Annotated in this window: 14 protein-coding genes; 8 read left to right on the top strand and 6 right to left on the bottom strand. The window is 57.0% G+C overall.

Annotated elements, in window-relative coordinates; all coding sequences use genetic code 11:
- Positions 1 to 63: 63 nt before the first annotated feature.
- From cydD to infA, 4 genes are all read left to right on the top strand, one after another.
- Positions 64 to 1830, top strand: a complete 1767-nt coding sequence (gene cydD, locus F0320_RS06890) for a heme ABC transporter permease/ATP-binding protein CydD (RefSeq protein ID WP_126328134.1) — start codon at positions 64 to 66, stop codon at positions 1828 to 1830.
- Positions 1830 to 3551, top strand: a complete 1722-nt coding sequence (gene cydC, locus F0320_RS06885; protein ID WP_126328133.1) for a heme ABC transporter ATP-binding protein/permease CydC — start codon at positions 1830 to 1832, stop codon at positions 3549 to 3551. Before cydD ends, cydC begins: the two co-directional genes overlap by 1 nt.
- 45 nt (positions 3552 to 3596) lie before the next feature.
- Complete coding sequence (gene aat, locus F0320_RS06880) at positions 3597 to 4301, top strand: leucyl/phenylalanyl-tRNA--protein transferase (RefSeq protein ID WP_047651318.1); 705 nt, start codon at positions 3597 to 3599, stop codon at positions 4299 to 4301.
- A gap of 284 nt (positions 4302 to 4585) precedes the next feature.
- Positions 4586 to 4804: a translation initiation factor IF-1 gene (infA, locus tag F0320_RS06875; RefSeq protein ID WP_002211347.1), complete on the top strand. Its 219-nt coding sequence runs from the start codon at positions 4586 to 4588 to the stop codon at positions 4802 to 4804.
- 71 nt (positions 4805 to 4875) lie between these two features.
- Here infA and F0320_RS06870 read toward each other — a convergent pair whose 3' ends face one another.
- The 3 genes from F0320_RS06870 to clpS form a co-directional block, all read right to left on the bottom strand.
- On the bottom strand, positions 4876 to 5325 hold the full coding sequence (locus F0320_RS06870) for a hypothetical protein (protein ID WP_126328132.1): 450 nt from the start codon (positions 5323 to 5325) through the stop codon (positions 4876 to 4878).
- Positions 5326 to 5578: 253 nt separating this feature from the next.
- The gene (clpA, locus tag F0320_RS06865) at positions 5579 to 7858 is read right to left on the bottom strand and encodes an ATP-dependent Clp protease ATP-binding subunit ClpA (protein WP_008499992.1); all 2280 of its coding nucleotides are present in this window, start codon (positions 7856 to 7858) and stop codon (positions 5579 to 5581) included.
- 27 nt (positions 7859 to 7885) lie between these two features.
- Positions 7886 to 8206, bottom strand: coding sequence for an ATP-dependent Clp protease adapter ClpS (gene clpS / locus F0320_RS06860; RefSeq protein ID WP_006174393.1), 321 nt, complete (start codon positions 8204 to 8206; stop codon positions 7886 to 7888).
- A gap of 267 nt (positions 8207 to 8473) precedes the next feature.
- Between clpS and cspD the strand changes: the two genes are divergently transcribed.
- Positions 8474 to 8695, top strand: a complete 222-nt coding sequence (gene cspD / locus F0320_RS06855) for a cold shock-like protein CspD (protein WP_006809408.1) — start codon at positions 8474 to 8476, stop codon at positions 8693 to 8695.
- A gap of 70 nt (positions 8696 to 8765) precedes the next feature.
- Here the strand turns inward: cspD and macB are convergent, their stop codons facing one another.
- Together macB and macA are read right to left on the bottom strand one after the other, a co-directional pair.
- Positions 8766 to 10706 carry a macrolide ABC transporter ATP-binding protein/permease MacB gene (gene macB / locus F0320_RS06850; protein WP_126328131.1) on the bottom strand — a complete coding sequence of 647 codons (1941 nt, stop codon included), beginning with the start codon at positions 10704 to 10706 and terminating at the stop codon, positions 8766 to 8768.
- On the bottom strand, positions 10703 to 11818 hold the full coding sequence (gene macA, locus F0320_RS06845; protein WP_126328130.1) for a macrolide transporter subunit MacA: 1116 nt from the start codon (positions 11816 to 11818) through the stop codon (positions 10703 to 10705). The genes macB and macA overlap by 4 nt, the downstream gene beginning before the upstream one ends.
- Positions 11819 to 11977: 159 nt before the next feature.
- Here macA and F0320_RS06840 point away from each other — a divergent pair, with 159 nt between their 5' ends.
- A complete protein-coding gene (locus F0320_RS06840; protein WP_126328129.1) occupies positions 11978 to 12934 on the top strand; it encodes a VirK/YbjX family protein in 957 nt (318 codons plus the stop codon).
- Here F0320_RS06840 and F0320_RS06835 read toward each other — a convergent pair.
- Positions 12931 to 14589 carry an ATP-dependent endonuclease gene (locus F0320_RS06835; RefSeq protein WP_029739481.1) on the bottom strand — a complete coding sequence of 553 codons (1659 nt, stop codon included), beginning with the start codon at positions 14587 to 14589 and terminating at the stop codon, positions 12931 to 12933. The two genes, F0320_RS06840 and F0320_RS06835, sit on opposite strands and share 4 nt — an antisense overlap.
- Positions 14590 to 14879: 290 nt before the next feature.
- On the opposite strand from F0320_RS06835, the gene aqpZ reads away from it, so the two are divergent.
- Both aqpZ and F0320_RS06825 read left to right on the top strand, forming a co-directional pair.
- Complete coding sequence (gene aqpZ, locus F0320_RS06830) at positions 14880 to 15575, top strand: aquaporin Z (RefSeq protein WP_047653128.1); 696 nt, start codon at positions 14880 to 14882, stop codon at positions 15573 to 15575.
- A 181-nt stretch (positions 15576 to 15756) separates the two neighbouring features.
- Positions 15757 to 16656: a lysine exporter LysO family protein gene (locus F0320_RS06825; RefSeq protein ID WP_126328128.1), complete on the top strand. Its 900-nt coding sequence runs from the start codon at positions 15757 to 15759 to the stop codon at positions 16654 to 16656.
- The last annotated feature ends 106 nt before the right edge of the window (positions 16657 to 16762 follow it).

Genomic DNA, 16762 nt, shown 5'->3' with positions numbered 1-16762 from the left:
ATTGTCTCCCCGTTGTAACATTGCGCTGCCCAACTTCTAATAACGTCACCTGCAAAGTACGCAATGGAAAAAACCCGTCAACAAGAGTTAACACGCTGGCTGAAACAGCAAAGCGTTATTTCCCGCCGCTGGCTTACGATTTCCCGTCTCCTGGGGTTCGTTAGCGGCCTGTTGATTGTTGCCCAGGCATGGCTGCTGGCCCGCATTCTTAATCATATGATCATGGAGAACATCCCGCGCGAAGCGCTGTTGCTGCCCTTTATTGTCCTGATCCTGATTTTTATCCTGCGCGCCTGGGTGGTGTGGCTGCGTGAGCGCGTCGGTTTTCACGCCGGACAGCATATCCGCTACGAGATCCGCCGTCAGGTGCTGGATCGCCTTCAGGAAGCCGGGCCCGCGTGGATCCAGGGTAAACCGGCCGGTAGCTGGGCGACGCTGATCCTTGAGCAGATTGACGATATGCACGACTACTATGCGCGCTATCTGCCGCAAATGGCCCTTGCCGTCTTCGTTCCGCTGCTGATCGTGATCGCCATCTTCCCTGTGAACTGGATGGCTGCGCTGATTCTGATGGGCACCGCCCCGCTGATCCCGCTGTTTATGGCGCTGGTCGGCATGGGGGCAGCGGATGCCAACCGCCGTAACTTCCTGGCATTGGGTCGCCTTAGCGGCCATTTCCTCGATCGTCTTCGCGGCATGGAGACGTTACGCATTTTTGGCCGCGGTGAAGCAGAAACCGAAAACATTCGCCAGGCATCACAGGACTTCCGTCAGCGCACCATGGAAGTGTTACGCCTCGCCTTCCTGTCTTCCGGCGTACTGGAATTCTTTACCTCGCTGTCGATTGCCCTCGTGGCGGTCTACTTTGGCTTCTCCTATCTTGGCGCGCTGGATTTCGGCCATTACGGCACGGCGGTGACCCTTTCAGCCGGATTCCTGGCGCTGATCCTGGCCCCGGAGTTTTTCCAGCCGCTTCGCGATCTGGGAACCTTCTATCACGCCAAAGCGCAGGCGGTTGGTGCAGCCGATAGCCTGAAAACGTTCCTGGAAACGCCGCTGGCCCACCCGGAGCGCGGTGACGTAACGCTGAATGCGAAAGATCCGGTGTCCATTGAAGCGCAGGACTTTTCCATTCTGTCGCCCGAAGGCAAAGTGCTCGCCGGTCCGCTGAACTTTACCTTACCTGCGAGACAACGCGTGGTGCTCGTCGGCACCAGCGGTTCCGGGAAAAGCTCTCTGCTGAATGCGCTATCCGGCTTTATGGCCTACACGGGTTCACTGCGGATCAACAAAACCGAACTGCGCAACCTCGATCCAGACGCCTGGCGTAAACAGCTCAGCTGGGTGGGCCAGAACCCGCAGCTTCCCGCCGCTACGCTGCGTGAAAACGTCCTGCTGGCGCGCCCGGATGCGCGTGACGATGAACTGCAATCGGTGCTCGACCGCGCCTGGGTCAGCGAGTTTCTGCCGCTGCTCCCGCAGGGGGTAGATACCGTGGTCGGCGATCAGTCCGCCGGGCTGTCGGTCGGACAGGCGCAGCGCGTAGCCGTGGCACGCGCGCTGCTTAACCCATGCCATCTGATGCTACTGGATGAGCCTGCCGCCAGCCTGGATGCCCACAGCGAACAGCGCGTAATGGAGGCCCTGAACGCCGCCTCCCGGCAGCAAACCACCCTGATGGTCACCCACCAGCTGGAAGGGATTGCCGACTGGGACCAGATCTGGGTCATGGAGAACGGCCGTATTGTTGAGCAAGGCGATTACGCCTCTCTCGTTGCCGCCCAGGGACCGTTTGCCGCCCTACTGGCGAACCGTCAGGAGGATATCTGATGCGTGCTTTGCTGCCTTATCTTGCGCTCTATAAACGCCACAAATGGATGCTGACGCTGGGGATTGTGTTGGCGATTGTCACGCTGCTCGCCAGCATTGGCCTGCTCACGCTTTCCGGCTGGTTCCTGTCGGCTTCGGCCGTCGCGGGCTTTGCCGGTTTATACAGCTTCAACTATATGCTCCCGGCTGCCGGCGTTCGCGGTACCGCCATCACCCGTACAGCCGGACGCTATTTCGAACGTCTTGTCAGCCACGACGCTACTTTCCGCGTGCTGCAGCACCTGCGCATCTACACCTTCAGCAAACTGCTGCCCCTCTCCCCTGCCGGGCTGGCGCGTTTTCGTCAGGGTGAGTTACTTAACCGTGTTGTTGCGGATGTCGACACGCTGGATCACCTTTACCTGCGCGTGATTTCCCCGATCGTGGGCGCGTTTGTGGTGATTGTGGTGGTCACGCTGGGGCTGTCTTTTCTGGATGCTTCCGTTGCGCTGACGCTGGGCGGGATCATGCTGCTGACGCTCATCATTCTGCCGCCGCTGTTTTACCGCGCCGGGAAATCCACCGGGGAAAACCTGACGCGGCTGCGCGGGGACTACCGTCAGCAGCTGACCTCCTGGCTTCAGGGGCAGGCAGAGCTGACGATTTTTGGCGCCAGCAAGCGCTATCGCGCGCGGATGGAAAGTACGGAGCTTAACTGGCATGAGGCCCAGCGCCGCCAGTCGGAGCTGACGGCCTTTTCTCAGGCGCTGATGATGTTAATCGGCGGCGTGGCGGTGATTGCTATGCTGTGGCTGGCTTCAGGCGATGTTGGCGGTAATACGCAGCCGGGTCCTCTTATTGCCCTGTTCGTCTTCTGCGCGCTGGCGGCGTTTGAAGCGCTGGCCCCGGTGACGGGCGCCTTCCAGCATCTTGGTCAGGTGATCGCCTCTGCCCTGCGCATCACGCAGATTGCCGAACAGGAGCCTGAAGTCACGTTCAGTGCCGGGCAAACTGCGGTACCAGAGCAGGTTGCGCTGACGCTTGAAGATGTCACCTTCGCCTATGACAAACAGGCGCAGAACGCGCTGGACGGTATCAACCTTTCTGTTAGTGCAGGTCAGCGGATGGCGATCCTCGGCCGTACCGGCTGCGGTAAATCGACGCTGCTGCAGTTGCTGACCCGCGCCTGGGATCCGCAGCGCGGCAAAATTCGTTTTAATAACACGTTGCTGACCGATTTCAGCGAGCAGACCCTGCGCAAGACGGTGAGCGTCGTTCCGCAGCGCGTGCATCTGTTTAGCGCCACCCTGCGCGATAACCTGCTGCTGGCCGCGCCAGAGGCCTCTGATGATGCGCTTCGCGCCGTGCTGGAGCAGGTCGGACTGCAAAAACTGCTTGAGGACGACGGACTGAACAGCTGGCTGGGCGAAGGCGGCCGTCAGCTCTCCGGCGGTGAGCTGCGCCGTCTCGCAATCGCGCGCGCGCTGCTGCACGATGCGCCGCTGATGCTGCTCGACGAACCCACCGAAGGGCTGGATGCCACAACCGAGAGCCAAATCCTTGATTTACTGGCGAATGTCATGACCGGCAAAACCGTGCTGATGGTCACACACCGCCTGCGCGGACTGGCGAGTTTTGATCGGATAATTGTGATGGACAACGGACACATTATTGAGCAAGGTAGTCACGCAGAGCTGTTGGCCAAACAGGGTCGCTACTACCAGTTTAAACAGCGTCTGTAGACTATATTTGTAGCGTCCTTACTCGCGTACTGGAGTTTTGCTGTCATGCGCCTGGTCCAGCTTTCTCGTCATAACATCGCGTTCCCTTCTCCGGAAGGGGCGCTGCGTGAGCCCAACGGGCTGCTGGCCCTCGGCGGTGACCTCAGTCCCGCACGGCTTTTAATGGCGTACCAGCGCGGTATCTTCCCCTGGTTTTCCCCCGGCGATCCGATTTTATGGTGGTCCCCCGATCCGCGTGCCGTGCTGTGGCCAGCGCAGTTTCACGTGAGCCGCAGCATGAAGCGTTTCCATGCGAAATCACCCTACCGCGTCACCCTCAACCACGCTTTTGGTCAGGTCATTGAAGGCTGCGCTGAAGACCGCTATGAAGGGACATGGATAACCAGCGATATCATCACTGCCTACCACCAGCTTCATGAACTTGGGTACGCCCACTCCATTGAGGTGTGGGAAGGCGGAGCACTCGTCGGCGGCATGTACGGCGTGGCGCAAGGCACGCTGTTTTGCGGCGAGTCGATGTTCTCTCGCGCGGTTAACGCCTCGAAAACCGCGCTGCTGGTCTTCTGCGAGGCGTTTGCCCAGCGCGGCGGACGCCTGATCGATTGTCAGGTGCTCAACGAGCACACGGCCTCCCTGGGGGCTGTTGAAATCCCGCGACGCCAGTACATCGAACAACTGGATGCCAGCCGTCAGGAGAAGCTCCCGCGCGACTTCTGGATACCGAGAACGCTCTTTATGCCCAATGCCTAAATGTTTTCCGCATATTTTTTGTGAGGGTGTTATAATTATGCCGCAGAGTAGCTTCTGCCTGTTGCCCCGCCGCCGTTTGGGACCCTCGCTTCAGATAACGTCCTGACGTTTATCCTGTTGTCTCCCCTTTACGAATGCGCTTCCTGTTCGGTTGTACCGTGACGCTTGGGCAATGCGCCGAAACTGTTTTGCTGCGTTTTAATCGCGCAATTCTTTACTTAATTGATGAATTTCGGCATTATCTTGCCGGTTCAAAACTTGGTAGTGATACCCCAGAGGATTAGATGGCCAAAGAAGACAATATTGAAATGCAGGGTACCGTACTTGATACGTTGCCTAATACCATGTTTCGCGTAGAGCTGGAAAACGGTCACGTGGTAACTGCGCACATCTCCGGTAAAATGCGCAAAAACTACATCCGCATTTTGACGGGCGACAAAGTGACTGTTGAACTGACCCCGTACGACCTGAGCAAAGGCCGCATTGTCTTCCGTAGTCGCTAATTGTTTTCGCCTGTAATGGCAGATGAATATTTAAAAGGTCGGGATAATCCCGGCCTTTTTTATTTATGGCTTTAGTGTTGCTGCGTCGGAAGATGTATTGTCATCCACGGTTGTACAGGAGCGATTAAATCCCCTGCCATAGAATGAGCCATGTCGTGGAGTAATCCCGTGAGGTGCGGCAACATATCGCGGTCAAAATGCGATACCAGCAGTATGTGGTTTAACGCCCGGCAGTAGTCGCATTTCGTTTCTGTATCTTCAAGCAACCACTCTTTTTGTCGCAGCTGTTCCGCTTCGTTCTCAAATTCCACCACCTGAAAATCACGCATGGATTCTGTAAGGCCGGATTTCACCTCTTCCAGATAAGCCCCGAGGCAACGACATACGGGCTGCGTTTGTGGGAGCGAATGACAGTCGAGCAGGATTTCGGTGAGCAGGTTGCAGCGCTCGGCCAGGGTTGGAAGATCGGGGTTGAGGGAGAGTTCGGTGTAGAGTTGGGCGAAGCTATTAATATCAGTCATATGTGATCCTTTATGCACGCAAGATTGTCTGTGCACACACTTTCAGGACGCCAATCCCGGCACCTGATTTTGCAGGTGCGCCGCCATTTTATTACTGTGGATTTATCCAGCAACTGACTTCGACAGAAACTGGAAAGCGCCTCGCAAAATTCCTCTGCGACCTGATGCCCTCACCCCGGCCCTCTCCCACAGGGAGAGGGAGAAAACAAAAAAAACGGCAACCGAAGTTGCCGTTTTGCTTTTACCTTATAACTCAGTGAGCCGCTTCCGGCTTGTGCTTCGCCGCACTCTGGAAATCGTACGTCAGTTCGTTCTTCGCCTGATCCAGCGCCACGGTCACCTGACCGCCGTCAACCAGCGAGCCAAACAGCAGCTCGTTCGCCAGCGGTTTCTTCAGGTTGTCCTGAATCACGCGCGCCATCGGACGGGCCCCCATCGCGCGGTCATAGCCTTTCTCGGCCAGCCAGTTGCGAGCCTCCTGGCTCACTTCCAGCGACACGCCTTTCTGATCCAGCTGAACCTGCAGCTCGACGATGAACTTGTCCACAACCTGATGGATCACCTCGGTAGACAGGTGATCGAACCAGATAATGTTGTCCAGACGGTTACGGAACTCCGGCGTGAAGATCTTCTTGATCTCCTCCATCGCATCGGTGCTGTTATCCTGGTGGATCAGGCCGATGGATTTACGCTCGGTTTCACGCACCCCGGCGTTGGTGGTCATCACCAGCACCACGTTGCGGAAGTCCGCCTTGCGCCCGTTGTTGTCGGTCAGCGTCCCGTTGTCCATCACCTGCAGCAGGATGTTGAACACGTCCGGGTGCGCCTTCTCGATTTCATCGAGCAGCAGAACCGCGTGCGGATGCTTGATCACCGCGTCGGTGAGCAGGCCGCCCTGGTCAAAGCCCACGTAGCCCGGAGGCGCACCAATCAAACGGCTGACAGTGTGACGCTCCATATACTCGGACATATCAAAGCGCAGCAGCTCAATGCCCAGCGCTTTGGAGAGCTGAACCGTCACCTCGGTTTTCCCCACGCCGGTTGGGCCAGCGAACAGGAAGGAACCGACAGGCTTGTGGTCATGCCCCAGCCCGGCGCGGGCCATCTTGATCGCTTCGGTTAAGGCCTCAATGGCTTTATCCTGACCAAAGACCAGCATTTTCAGGCGATTGCCGAGGGTGCGCAGCGTGTCGCGGTCGCTCTGAGAAACGCTCTTCTCAGGAATACGCGCGATGCGGGCCACCACGGACTCAATATCCGCCACGTTAACGGTTTTCTTACGCTTGCTGGCCGGCATCAGGCGCGCACGCGCCCCTGCCTCATCAATCACGTCAATCGCCTTATCCGGCAGATGACGGTCATTGATGTATTTCACCGCCAGCTCCACCGCCGCACGTACCGCTTTCGCGGTGTAACGCACGTCGTGGTGCGCTTCGTACTTCGGCTTCAGGCCGTTGATGATCTGCACCGTTTCCTCGACGGACGGTTCGGTCACGTCGATTTTCTGGAAGCGACGCGCCAGCGCACGGTCTTTCTCAAAGATGTTGCTGAACTCCTGGTAGGTCGTGGAGCCAATCACGCGGATCTTGCCGCTGGAGAGCAGCGGTTTGATCAGGTTTGCAGCGTCCACCTGCCCACCGGAGGCCGCACCTGCGCCGATGATGGTGTGGATCTCATCGATAAACAGGATGCTGTTGGTGTCCTGCTCCAGCTGTTTCAACAGCGCCTTGAAGCGTTTTTCAAAATCACCGCGGTATTTGGTGCCCGCCAGCAGCGAGCCGATATCCAGCGAGTAGATGGTGCAGTCGGCAATCACTTCCGGCACGTCGCCCTGCACAATGCGCCAGGCAAGCCCTTCAGCAATCGCGGTTTTACCCACGCCTGACTCGCCCACCAGCAGCGGGTTGTTCTTGCGGCGACGGCACAGCACCTGGATCGCGCGCTCCAGCTCTTTATCGCGACCAATCAGCGGGTCGATACCGCCAACGCGAGCAAGCTGGTTAAGGTTGGTGGTGAAGTTTTCCATACGATCCTCCCCGCCTGCTTGCTCTTCATTGTTATTGACCTGATTGCTGGAATCCGATGCCTGGTTAGGCTCGTCTTTGCGCGTTCCGTGAGAAATAAAGTTAACCACGTCGAGGCGGCTGACTTCGTGTTTGCGCAGCAGGTAGGCAGCCTGTGACTCCTGCTCGCTGAAGATGGCGACTAAGACGTTTGCGCCAGTCACTTCGCTACGCCCGGAAGACTGGACGTGGAATACCGCGCGCTGCAGCACGCGCTGGAAGCTGAGCGTCGGCTGCGTGTCGCGCTCTTCTTCACTGGCTGGCAGCACCGGTGTGGTTTGTTCGATGAAGGCTTCGAGTTCCTGACGTAGCGCCACCAGATCCACGGAGCAGGCTTCCAGCGCTTCGCGGGCAGATGGGTTGCTAAGCAGTGCGAGCAGTAAATGCTCGACGGTCATAAACTCATGTCGGTGCTCACGCGCTCTGGCGAAAGCCATGTTTAAACTGAGTTCCAGTTCTTGATTGAGCATAGGCACCTCCCCCAATTTTATGCCTTATCAGGCCTTTTCCAGCGTACACAGCAACGGATGCTCGTTCTCCCTCGCATAGTCGTTCACCATCGCCACTTTGGTTTCCGCCACTTCGGCTGTGAAGATGCCGCAGATAGCTTTGCCACGATAATGAACGGTAAGCATCAGTTGCGTTGCACGTTCTACATCATAAGAAAAGAACTTTTGTAGCACGTCAATAACAAATTCCATCGGCGTGTAATCATCGTTCATTAACATAACTTTATACATAGATGGCGGTTTTAGCGCATCGCGCACTTTGTCTTCCGCCAGCTGGTCGAAATCCAGCCAATCGTTGGTCTTACCCATTATGCATAACCACTTTGAATCTACCTCAGATGTTAGATAACAATCATCTATTACTGTCATCCGCGATGTCTGTCACAAACTGTTGCAATAGCGTTAACTGCTTCAAACTTTGGTTGATTATTGTCCCATCTCCAGCGCCAAACGCTTGACGACTTCTTTCGTTTCTCTAAATTGTACAAGCGTGAGATGGCGAGGTTTTGAACAGCCCCCACTCCACCACCGGTTCATTCCATCTTAACTTATAAGATTTACGAAGGATGTCGAAGCATGGAAATGGGTACTGTTAAGTGGTTCAACAACGCCAAAGGGTTTGGCTTCATCTGCCCCGAAGGCGGCGGCGAGGATATCTTCGCTCACTATTCCACCATTCAGATGGATGGTTACAGAACGCTCAAAGCCGGGCAGTCCGTCCGGTTCGATGTACATCAGGGACCAAAAGGCAATCATGCCAGCCTAATCGTACCCGTTGAAGCAGAGACGGTTGCATAGCTCTCTGTTTTATTGTGTACATCCCGCAGTCAAAATGCCAGCCCGATCGGCTGGCATTTTTATTTTCGAGTTATTCCCGAGCCAGCGCGTCCACCGGATCCAGCCGCGCCGCGTTGCGGGCGGGCAACCAGCCAAACAAAATGCCGGTAAAGGTCGAACACAAAAAGGCGGTGATAATGGCAACCGGCGAGAAGCCAATCTCCCAGCCGGGTAAAAAGAGCTGGAGCGCAAACGCGATCATCATCGAGAGCGCAATGCCCATCGCCCCGCCGACCAGACACACCAGTACCGCTTCAATCAAAAACTGCTGCAGCACGTCGCTGGCCCTGGCCCCGACCGCCATGCGGATGCCGATCTCCCGGGTACGCTCGGTGACCGACACCAGCATGATATTCATCACCCCGATACCGCCGACGACCAGCGAGATCACCGCCACCAGCGTGAGGAACAGCTGAAGAGTACGTGTGGTCTTTTCCGCCGTTTTCAAGAGGCCGTCCATATTCCAGGTGAAGAAATCTTTCTTCCCGTGACGCAGGGTTAACAGCCGCTCAAGCTGCTGTTCGGCCAGCGCGCTGTCGTAGCCCTCCTTCACGCGTACGGTGATGGAGTTGAGCCATGACTGCCCCATAATCCGCCCTGAGATGGTGGTGTAGGGCAGCCAGACGCGCAGGATCTTGCTGCTGCCGAACATCGACTGCTTCTCTTCCGCCACGCCGATGACCGTGGCAGGCATGTTGCCGACCAGAATCACTTCGCCCACCACGTGGGCTTTATTTGGGAAAAGCTGCCTGCGCGAGTTTGCGTCCAGCACCACCACCTGCGCCCTGCCCGCCAGCTGCTCGGCGTTGAAGGTGGCACCTTCGCTGAAGGTCATGCCGTAGACGTTGAAGTAGTCTCCGCTCACGCCGTTAGCGCTGGCGGCCACGTCAACGTTGCCCACGCGCAGACGCAGGTTCTGCGAAACCGCAGGCGTGGCGGAGTTTACCCACGGCTGCTTCTGAATCGCCGCCAGATCGTCGTACTTCAGCGCCTGCTGATACTGCGGCTCGTCGTCGCCAAAGTCTTTGCCGGGATAGACGTCAATGGTATTGGTGCCGATAGCGCGGATATCCGCCAGCACCAGCTGCTTGGCCGCGTCGCCCACCACCACGATCGACACCACCGAGGCGATCCCGATAATGATGCCGAGCATCGTCAGCAGAGTGCGCATTTTGTTGGCCGCCATCGCCAGCCACGCCATGGTCAGCGCCTCGCGAAAGCCGCTGGAAAACTGTCCCCAGCCGGTTGATGCCGGCAGCGCTTCTTTCGGCGCCGCAGCCCTGGACTCACGCGGCGGCGGGTTGCTGACCAGCTCGCCGTCGTGGATCTCAATAATGCGTTCCGCCTGCGCCGCCACCTGCGGATCGTGGGTAACAATGATGACCGTGTGGCCCAGATCGCGAAGCTGGTGCAGGATCGCCATCACCTCTTCGCCGGAATGGCTGTCGAGCGCGCCGGTCGGTTCATCCGCGAGGATCACCTGCCCGCCGTTCATCAGGGCACGGGCAATACTCACGCGCTGCTGCTGGCCGCCGGAAAGCTGCGAGGGCTGGTACTCCACCCGCTCCGCCAGTCCCAGACGCGTCAGCAGCATCTGCGCGCGCTCAAGGCGCTTTTTCCGCTCAACGCCCGCATAGACCGCAGGCACTTCCACGTTCTGCGCCGCATTAAGGTGAGAAAGCAGATGGTAACGCTGGAAGATAAAGCCGAAATGTTCCCGGCGCAGCTTCGCCAGCGCGTCGCCGTTCAGCGTGGAGACATCCATCCCGGCCACGCGATAGGTCCCGCTGGTCGGCTTATCCAGGCAGCCGAGAATGTTCATCAGCGTCGATTTACCGGACCCCGATGCCCCGACAATCGCTACCATCTCGCCCGCTTCCACGCGCAGGGAGATGCCCTTCAGCACCTCCACCGGACCGTCGCCAGAAGGATAGCTGCGACGAATGTTATTCAGCTCAAGCAGCGACGTCATTTAGCGGCTCCGGGCAGGCTTTCGCTGACAACAACCTCCTCGCCCTCTTCCAGCCCTTTCACCACCACCACGTCGGTGTCGTTGCGCGCGCCGATAACGACCTCGCGCTCGCGCGTTTCGCCGTTGCGCAGCACTTTCACTTTATAACGGCTCTCCCCGGCGGACTCGCCGAGCGCAGAGAGCGGAATGGTCAGCACGTTCTTCACGCCGGTCAGCTGGATATGCACCTGTGCGGTCATGTCCAGACGCAGCACGCCCTGCGGGTTTGGTACCTCAAAGCGGGCATAGTAAAAAATAGCGTCGTTAACTTTCTCCGGCGTCGGCAGAATGTCCTTCAGCACGCCTTCGTAGCGCGTTTGCGGGTCTCCCAGCACCGTAAACCAGGCGTTCTGTCCCGGCTTAAGATGGATCACATCCGCCTCTGAAACCTGGGCTTTGACCAGCATAGTGCTCATGTCCGCCAGCGTCAGAATGTTTGGCGCCTGCTGCGCGGCAATCACCGTCTGGCCCTGCAGCGTAGTGATCTGGGTCACTTCGCCCGCCATCGGCGCGACGATTTTGGTGTAATCGAGGTTAGTTTTGGCCGTATCCAGCGAGGCCTGGTTGCGTTTGATTTGCGCGTCAATTGTGCCAATTTGCGCCTGTTTCACCGCCAGTTCGGTGGTGGCAGTATCTAAATCCTGTTTTGAAATAGCCTGGGTTTTGGCCAGCGCCTGCTGACGAGTCAGCGTCACCTGGGCCAGGTTACGCTCTGCCAGCGCCTGCGCACGCTGCGCGCGCAGCTCCATCAGCGTGGCTTCCACCTCGCGGATCTGGTTCTCAGCCTGCTCAGGATCGATCACGCCGAGCAGCTGACCTTTTTTCACCTTGTCGCCAATCTCAACCGACAGCGTTTTCAGCTGGCCGCTGACCTGAGCGCCGACGTCAACCTTGCGCAGCGCGTCAAGCTTGCCCGTCGCGAGGACGTTTTGCTGCAGTTCGCCCGGGCGAACAATCAGCGTCTGATACTGTGGCACCGGCGCATTCAGCACCTGCCATAGCCAGTACCCACCGGCTAAAACCGCGACCGCCAGCAGCAGAAACCACGTTCTGCGTTTTCCCTTGAGGTTCATAAATATTCCAAATAAATGTTCTGGCAATTATAAATGTTGATTCTATCTAAACGACTCTTCAACGAAACCCCTGTTCTCCGAAATCGCCCTAATTTGTTTACGAGACGTTGACATTCCCCCTGTTGAAATAGCGATATTCCAAAAGGATCAGGATCTACCATGTCTTCTATCGTCGATACATCACTTTCAAACCTGCCGCAGCCAAAATCCGGCTGGCAGCTCTTCAAAAACCTGGCTTTCGGTGAGATCGCACCCGGGCTGGCATGGGAAAACACCGCCTACCGACGTAAGTTCATGCTGCGTTCACTGGCGACACCGCTCAGCACCGCGCGTCTGCTTTCTGAGCTTGCCAGGCATCCGCACCTGATGCAAATGCTCCAGGTTCAGCCGGGGCTGCCCTGCCGCCTTCATCGTCCGTGGCTGACGGTCAATATGGATCGACAGCGTGCGCTGGAATCGCTGTCCTGGCACTACAAGATGATGTGTCGCCAGCTGCCGGCGACGCTGACAAAGGGTTACCTTTCAAAGCAGGGCGTGACTCTGCTGACCTTAACCGGAAAAGATGAACAGCAATTTACCGTTCGTCTGTGCGCCGACGCGTTTATGGACAAAGAGGGAGAAGCAACCCTCGTTTTCCGTGACGGTCAAAATACGGCGCTGGCGGAGATGACCTTTACGCTATGCCAGTTTGAGGGAAAATCAACGCTGTTCATTGGCGGTTTGCAGGGCGCAAAAGCGCATGTTCCTCATGAGCTGATCCAGGGTGCGACGAAAGCCTGCCACGGTCTGTTCCCGAAACGTCTGCTGGTCGAGGCCGCCATGACCCTCGGCGCCGCGTTCCCGGTAGAGCAAATTGTTGCCGTCAGTAACGATACGCACATTTATCGCAGCTGGCGCTACCGCAAGAAAAAAGAGGGCAAACTGCTGGCCGATTACGACAGTTTCTGGATCTCCCTCGGCGGTGAAAAGCAGGACAGCGGTAACTTTATGCTGCCGCTCGTCATGCCGCGTAAACCAATGGAAGAGATCGCCAGCAAAAAACGTTCCGAATATCGCCGCCGCTACGAGCTGCTGGATAGCCTGATTCAGCAGGTGAAACAGGCGACCCAAGGCTAATCCGCTTTCCCGCGTGCCAGCCACAGCACGCGGGAGAACATCTTCCGCAGCAGGGTCGGCACCGCCTCCACGCCCCGCCTCCCCGCTTCCGTCGCCACTTCAATGGCTAAATCCGGTTTTGACGAACGATGAATGGCTTTGGCGATTACGCGCCGCATGTTCATCGGGACATCGACCGGCACCATGGCAATTCGGTGGAAGACGTCGTCGAACCCCTGACGATACATAAAGTGCTCCATGTCCATCGCGGGCAGCATGGTTAAATGGTCGCGCTCTTCCTCGCGCTCGTTGTTCAGCAGGCTCCGCACGGTCGAAGCATATTTTTTGCCCGCCTCATCACCGTCTACCAGCACGTGCCACTCGATCCCCATCCGGCGGGCGAATTTTATCAGCGGCTTTAATCCCGACTGGGCGAATTCGATCACCTTAATGCCTTCCGCATCAAAATGGTGGCCGCACTGGCGCGCCAGCTCGTTGATAACCCAGGTTTCCGTTTCCCCCTCCACCAGCAGCCAGCAGCGGGCAAAGAGCGACGACGCCCGGTTAAAGCGAATATGAAACGCGATGCGCCGCCCGTCTTCCGCATTCAAACCGCCCGGCCCAAGCCGGAAAGCGGAGACGCGGGAGGATTCACGCACCAGGCGACAGACGTGTTCTACCGGCGTCAGCGATAATAATTCTCCGGAATTGGTGGTCGTAATGCGCTGGAGCGGCAGCAGATTCAGCAGATGCCATGCCACGGAGAGCATGATGGGATGCAGGCGCGTTTCCGGGTCTTCCACCAGCAGCAGCGGCCGGGCGTCCCGATCAAGACGAACGGTGCCTTTGGCCTGCAGAAGCGTTGAAAACAGCCCCAGCAGAATCACCCGATGGGTACGACCGCCGGGCCGGTCGATCATTCGGTTAATGATGTCGAGGTAACGCCAGCTTCGCTGCTCATCATGAGAGCGGCGACGCATCAGACGGTGGCGCGACTCCGAGGTTCCCTGCTCGGAAAAATAGTGCTCCAGAAGCTGTACCATTGCGGACAACCCCTGACGAATTTGGCCATCAGTAAGATTCTGCGGACGCGACACCAGCTCTCTGGCCAGGAAATCCAGCTCGCGGGCGGTGACTTCCACTTCCGGCATATTCGGTACGGTACCGTTACGAATACGCCGCATAAAGCGCGCATCGCGCAGGCGTAACACCGGCGTCAGGCGGATCAGATGGCGGGCCAGATCGTCGATATTGTCCAGCGGGATCGGGTTGGCTTTCTCATCGAGAAAATCACGCAGGGTGAGTACCCCCTCGTTCTCCGCCATCTCGCCTTCCAGCCGATAGAAAATCCGGTGGAAACCGTCATCGCACGGCACCCAGCAGGGTGACAGCGGGCGGAAGCGACGCACGCGGTGACGTCCGGGCTCGGATTCGCGGAACGTCAGGATGATATGCAGGTGCTTCTCGCGCCCCGTTACGTCACCGGGCGGAAACCAGAAATCGTCGCGGACGAAGTGATACAGATCGTCTTCGGGCGAAAGCAGTAGAGTCAATGCATCCAGCAGGCTGGACTTACCCCACGCATTCTCGCCAATCAGGACGTTGTTCTGCTCCAGCTGCAGCGACAGACGGTTAATACCGCGAAACCCGACAATTTCCACACGTTCGAGAAGCATAAATCCCCCGCGAAATGATCACTTTTTCCTTCAAGTTATCAGCAGTATAGCGGGAGGCGCTCTGCCACGACAGCACAACATTCGCCCTTACCAGAATTGGTCTATGCTCTATTTACCGCTGATTTGAACAAGGATTGACATCACATTGCCTTAAATCAAATTAATCGAATTTATTTAAGTGGCGAAGGGGTGTTATTGGTTTTTAAAATACGGGCTCTTTGAGTCGTCATCCCTTTATGGCGATATATCCCGCGCGCGGGAATGCGTGCGGAAGATTATTTGAGGTGGTTATGTTTAGAAAATTGGCAGCAGAATGCTTTGGTACATTCTGGCTGGTATTTGGTGGCTGCGGTAGCGCCGTTCTGGCAGCAGCATTCCCGGAATTAGGTATCGGTTTTGTCGGCGTTGCGCTGGCGTTTGGTTTAACCGTATTAACCATGGCGTTTGCCGTGGGACATATTTCCGGCGGTCATTTTAACCCGGCAGTCACGTTAGGTTTATGGGCGGGCGGCCGTTTCCCGGCGAAAGACGTGATTGGCTACATTGTGGCACAGGTGGTTGGCGGTATTATTGCGGCTGGCGTTCTGTACGTGATTGCCAGCGGTAAAGCCGGGTTCGACGCGGCGGCCAGCGGCTTTGCCTCTAACGGCTTTGGCGAGCACTCTCCGGGCGGCTACTCCATGCTGTCTGCCATCGTGATTGAAATCGTGCTTACTGCCGGCTTCCTGCTGGTGATCCACGGCGCAACGGACAAACTCGCGCCAGCCGGTTTCGCCCCGATCGCCATTGGTCTGGCGCTGACGCTTATCCACCTGATTTCTATTCCGGTCACCAACACCTCCGTTAACCCGGCGCGCAGTACCGCCGTCGCCATCTTCCAGGGCGGCTGGGCGCTTGAGCAGCTGTGGCTATTCTGGGTGATGCCAATTATCGGCGGTATCCTGGGCGGCGTGCTGTATCGCACCCTGCTGGAAAAACGCGATTAATCTTTCCTCCCTCTCCCCGTGGGAGAGTGCCGGGGTGAGGGCTGCAGGCCGCACACCCCACATAGACACAAGCCGGGTAAGGCGTAGCCGCCGCCCGGCTTTCTTTTGCCGCTTTACTGAACAGTCTTTATTGGGTAGTGTCACTGGCGCTTAACCGATACTCAAAAAGGACCGGCTGTTCATGTTTTCAGGACTCCTCATCATTTTGCTGCCCTTGATCGTGGGCTATCTTATTCCGCTGCATCGTGAATCCGCATTAAGGCTCATTAATCGATTCCTGAGCTGGATTGTCTACGTTATTCTTTTCTTTATGGGGATTAGCCTGGCATTCCTGGACAACTTATCGGCGAATTTACTCTCCATCCTCCATTATTCTGTCGTCACCGTGGTGGTTATTTTGCTGTGCAATATTGCCGCGCTGCTGTGGCTGGAGCGCACTATTCCATGGAAAAATCACCACCATCAGGAAAAACTTCCTTCACGAATTGCAATGGCGCTTGAATCATTAAAATTATGCGGCGTCGTGGTGCTCGGTTTTCTTCTTGGGCTGACCGGTTGGGCATTTTTACAGCACGCGACTGAGGCCAGTGAATATACGCTGATCTTCCTGCTGTTCCTGATTGGTATTCAGCTGCGAAATAATGGCATGACGCTGAAACAAATTGTCCTCAACCGTCGGGGGATGATGGTTGCCGTTATGGTTGTCGCCAGTTCAATGGTGGCGGGCGTCATTAACGCCTTTATTCTCGATCTGCCGCTGAAAACCGGCCTGGCGATGGCGTCTGGTTTTGGCTGGTATTCGCTCTCCGGTATTCTGCTGACCGAATCGTTCGGTCCGGTGATCGGCAGCGCCGCCTTCTTTAACGATCTGGCGCGCGAGCTGATTGCCATCATGCTGATCCCGAGCCTGGTTCGCCGCAGCCGTTCTACCGCGCTGGGCCTGTGCGGCGCAACGTCAATGGACTTTACCCTGCCGGTACTACAACGCTCCGGAGGGCTGGAGATGGTGCCCGCGGCTATCGTGCACGGCTTTATTTTAAGCCAGCTGGTTCCGGTCATGATGGCCTTCTTCTCTGCCTGATACTTCTTTGGCGGTAGGTTTCCTGCCGCCAAAATTGCGCTAAATCAATCTCCCTCTATTTTGTAGCAGAAAGCCCTTTTCTCCGTTCTGGCACAGGCATAACCTT

It is taken from the genome of Enterobacter dykesii, from assembly GCF_008364625.2.
Classification (GTDB): Bacteria; Pseudomonadota; Gammaproteobacteria; order Enterobacterales; family Enterobacteriaceae; genus Enterobacter; species Enterobacter dykesii.
The sequence above is the reverse complement of the archived record's forward strand: the minus strand, read 5'-3'. Positions and strand labels throughout refer to the sequence as shown.

Excerpts from the sequence above, each read along its gene's own strand:
- cydD (WP_126328134.1), top strand. The coding sequence starts at position 64 with ATGGAAAAAACCCGTCAACAAGAGTTAACACGCTGGCTGAAACAGCAA.
- cydC (WP_126328133.1), top strand. The coding sequence starts at position 1,830 with ATGCGTGCTTTGCTGCCTTATCTTGCGCTCTATAAACGCCACAAATGG.
- aat (WP_047651318.1), top strand. The coding sequence starts at position 3,597 with ATGCGCCTGGTCCAGCTTTCTCGTCATAACATCGCGTTCCCTTCTCCG.
- infA (WP_002211347.1), top strand. The coding sequence starts at position 4,586 with ATGGCCAAAGAAGACAATATTGAAATGCAGGGTACCGTACTTGATACG.
- F0320_RS06870 (WP_126328132.1), bottom strand. The coding sequence starts at position 5,325 with ATGACTGATATTAATAGCTTCGCCCAACTCTACACCGAACTCTCCCTC.
- clpA (WP_008499992.1), bottom strand. The coding sequence starts at position 7,858 with ATGCTCAATCAAGAACTGGAACTCAGTTTAAACATGGCTTTCGCCAGA.
- clpS (WP_006174393.1), bottom strand. The coding sequence starts at position 8,206 with ATGGGTAAGACCAACGATTGGCTGGATTTCGACCAGCTGGCGGAAGAC.
- cspD (WP_006809408.1), top strand. The coding sequence starts at position 8,474 with ATGGAAATGGGTACTGTTAAGTGGTTCAACAACGCCAAAGGGTTTGGC.
- macB (WP_126328131.1), bottom strand. The coding sequence starts at position 10,706 with ATGACGTCGCTGCTTGAGCTGAATAACATTCGTCGCAGCTATCCTTCT.
- macA (WP_126328130.1), bottom strand. The coding sequence starts at position 11,818 with ATGAACCTCAAGGGAAAACGCAGAACGTGGTTTCTGCTGCTGGCGGTC.
- F0320_RS06840 (WP_126328129.1), top strand. The coding sequence starts at position 11,978 with ATGTCTTCTATCGTCGATACATCACTTTCAAACCTGCCGCAGCCAAAA.
- F0320_RS06835 (WP_029739481.1), bottom strand. The coding sequence starts at position 14,589 with ATGCTTCTCGAACGTGTGGAAATTGTCGGGTTTCGCGGTATTAACCGT.
- aqpZ (WP_047653128.1), top strand. The coding sequence starts at position 14,880 with ATGTTTAGAAAATTGGCAGCAGAATGCTTTGGTACATTCTGGCTGGTA.
- F0320_RS06825 (WP_126328128.1), top strand. The coding sequence starts at position 15,757 with ATGTTTTCAGGACTCCTCATCATTTTGCTGCCCTTGATCGTGGGCTAT.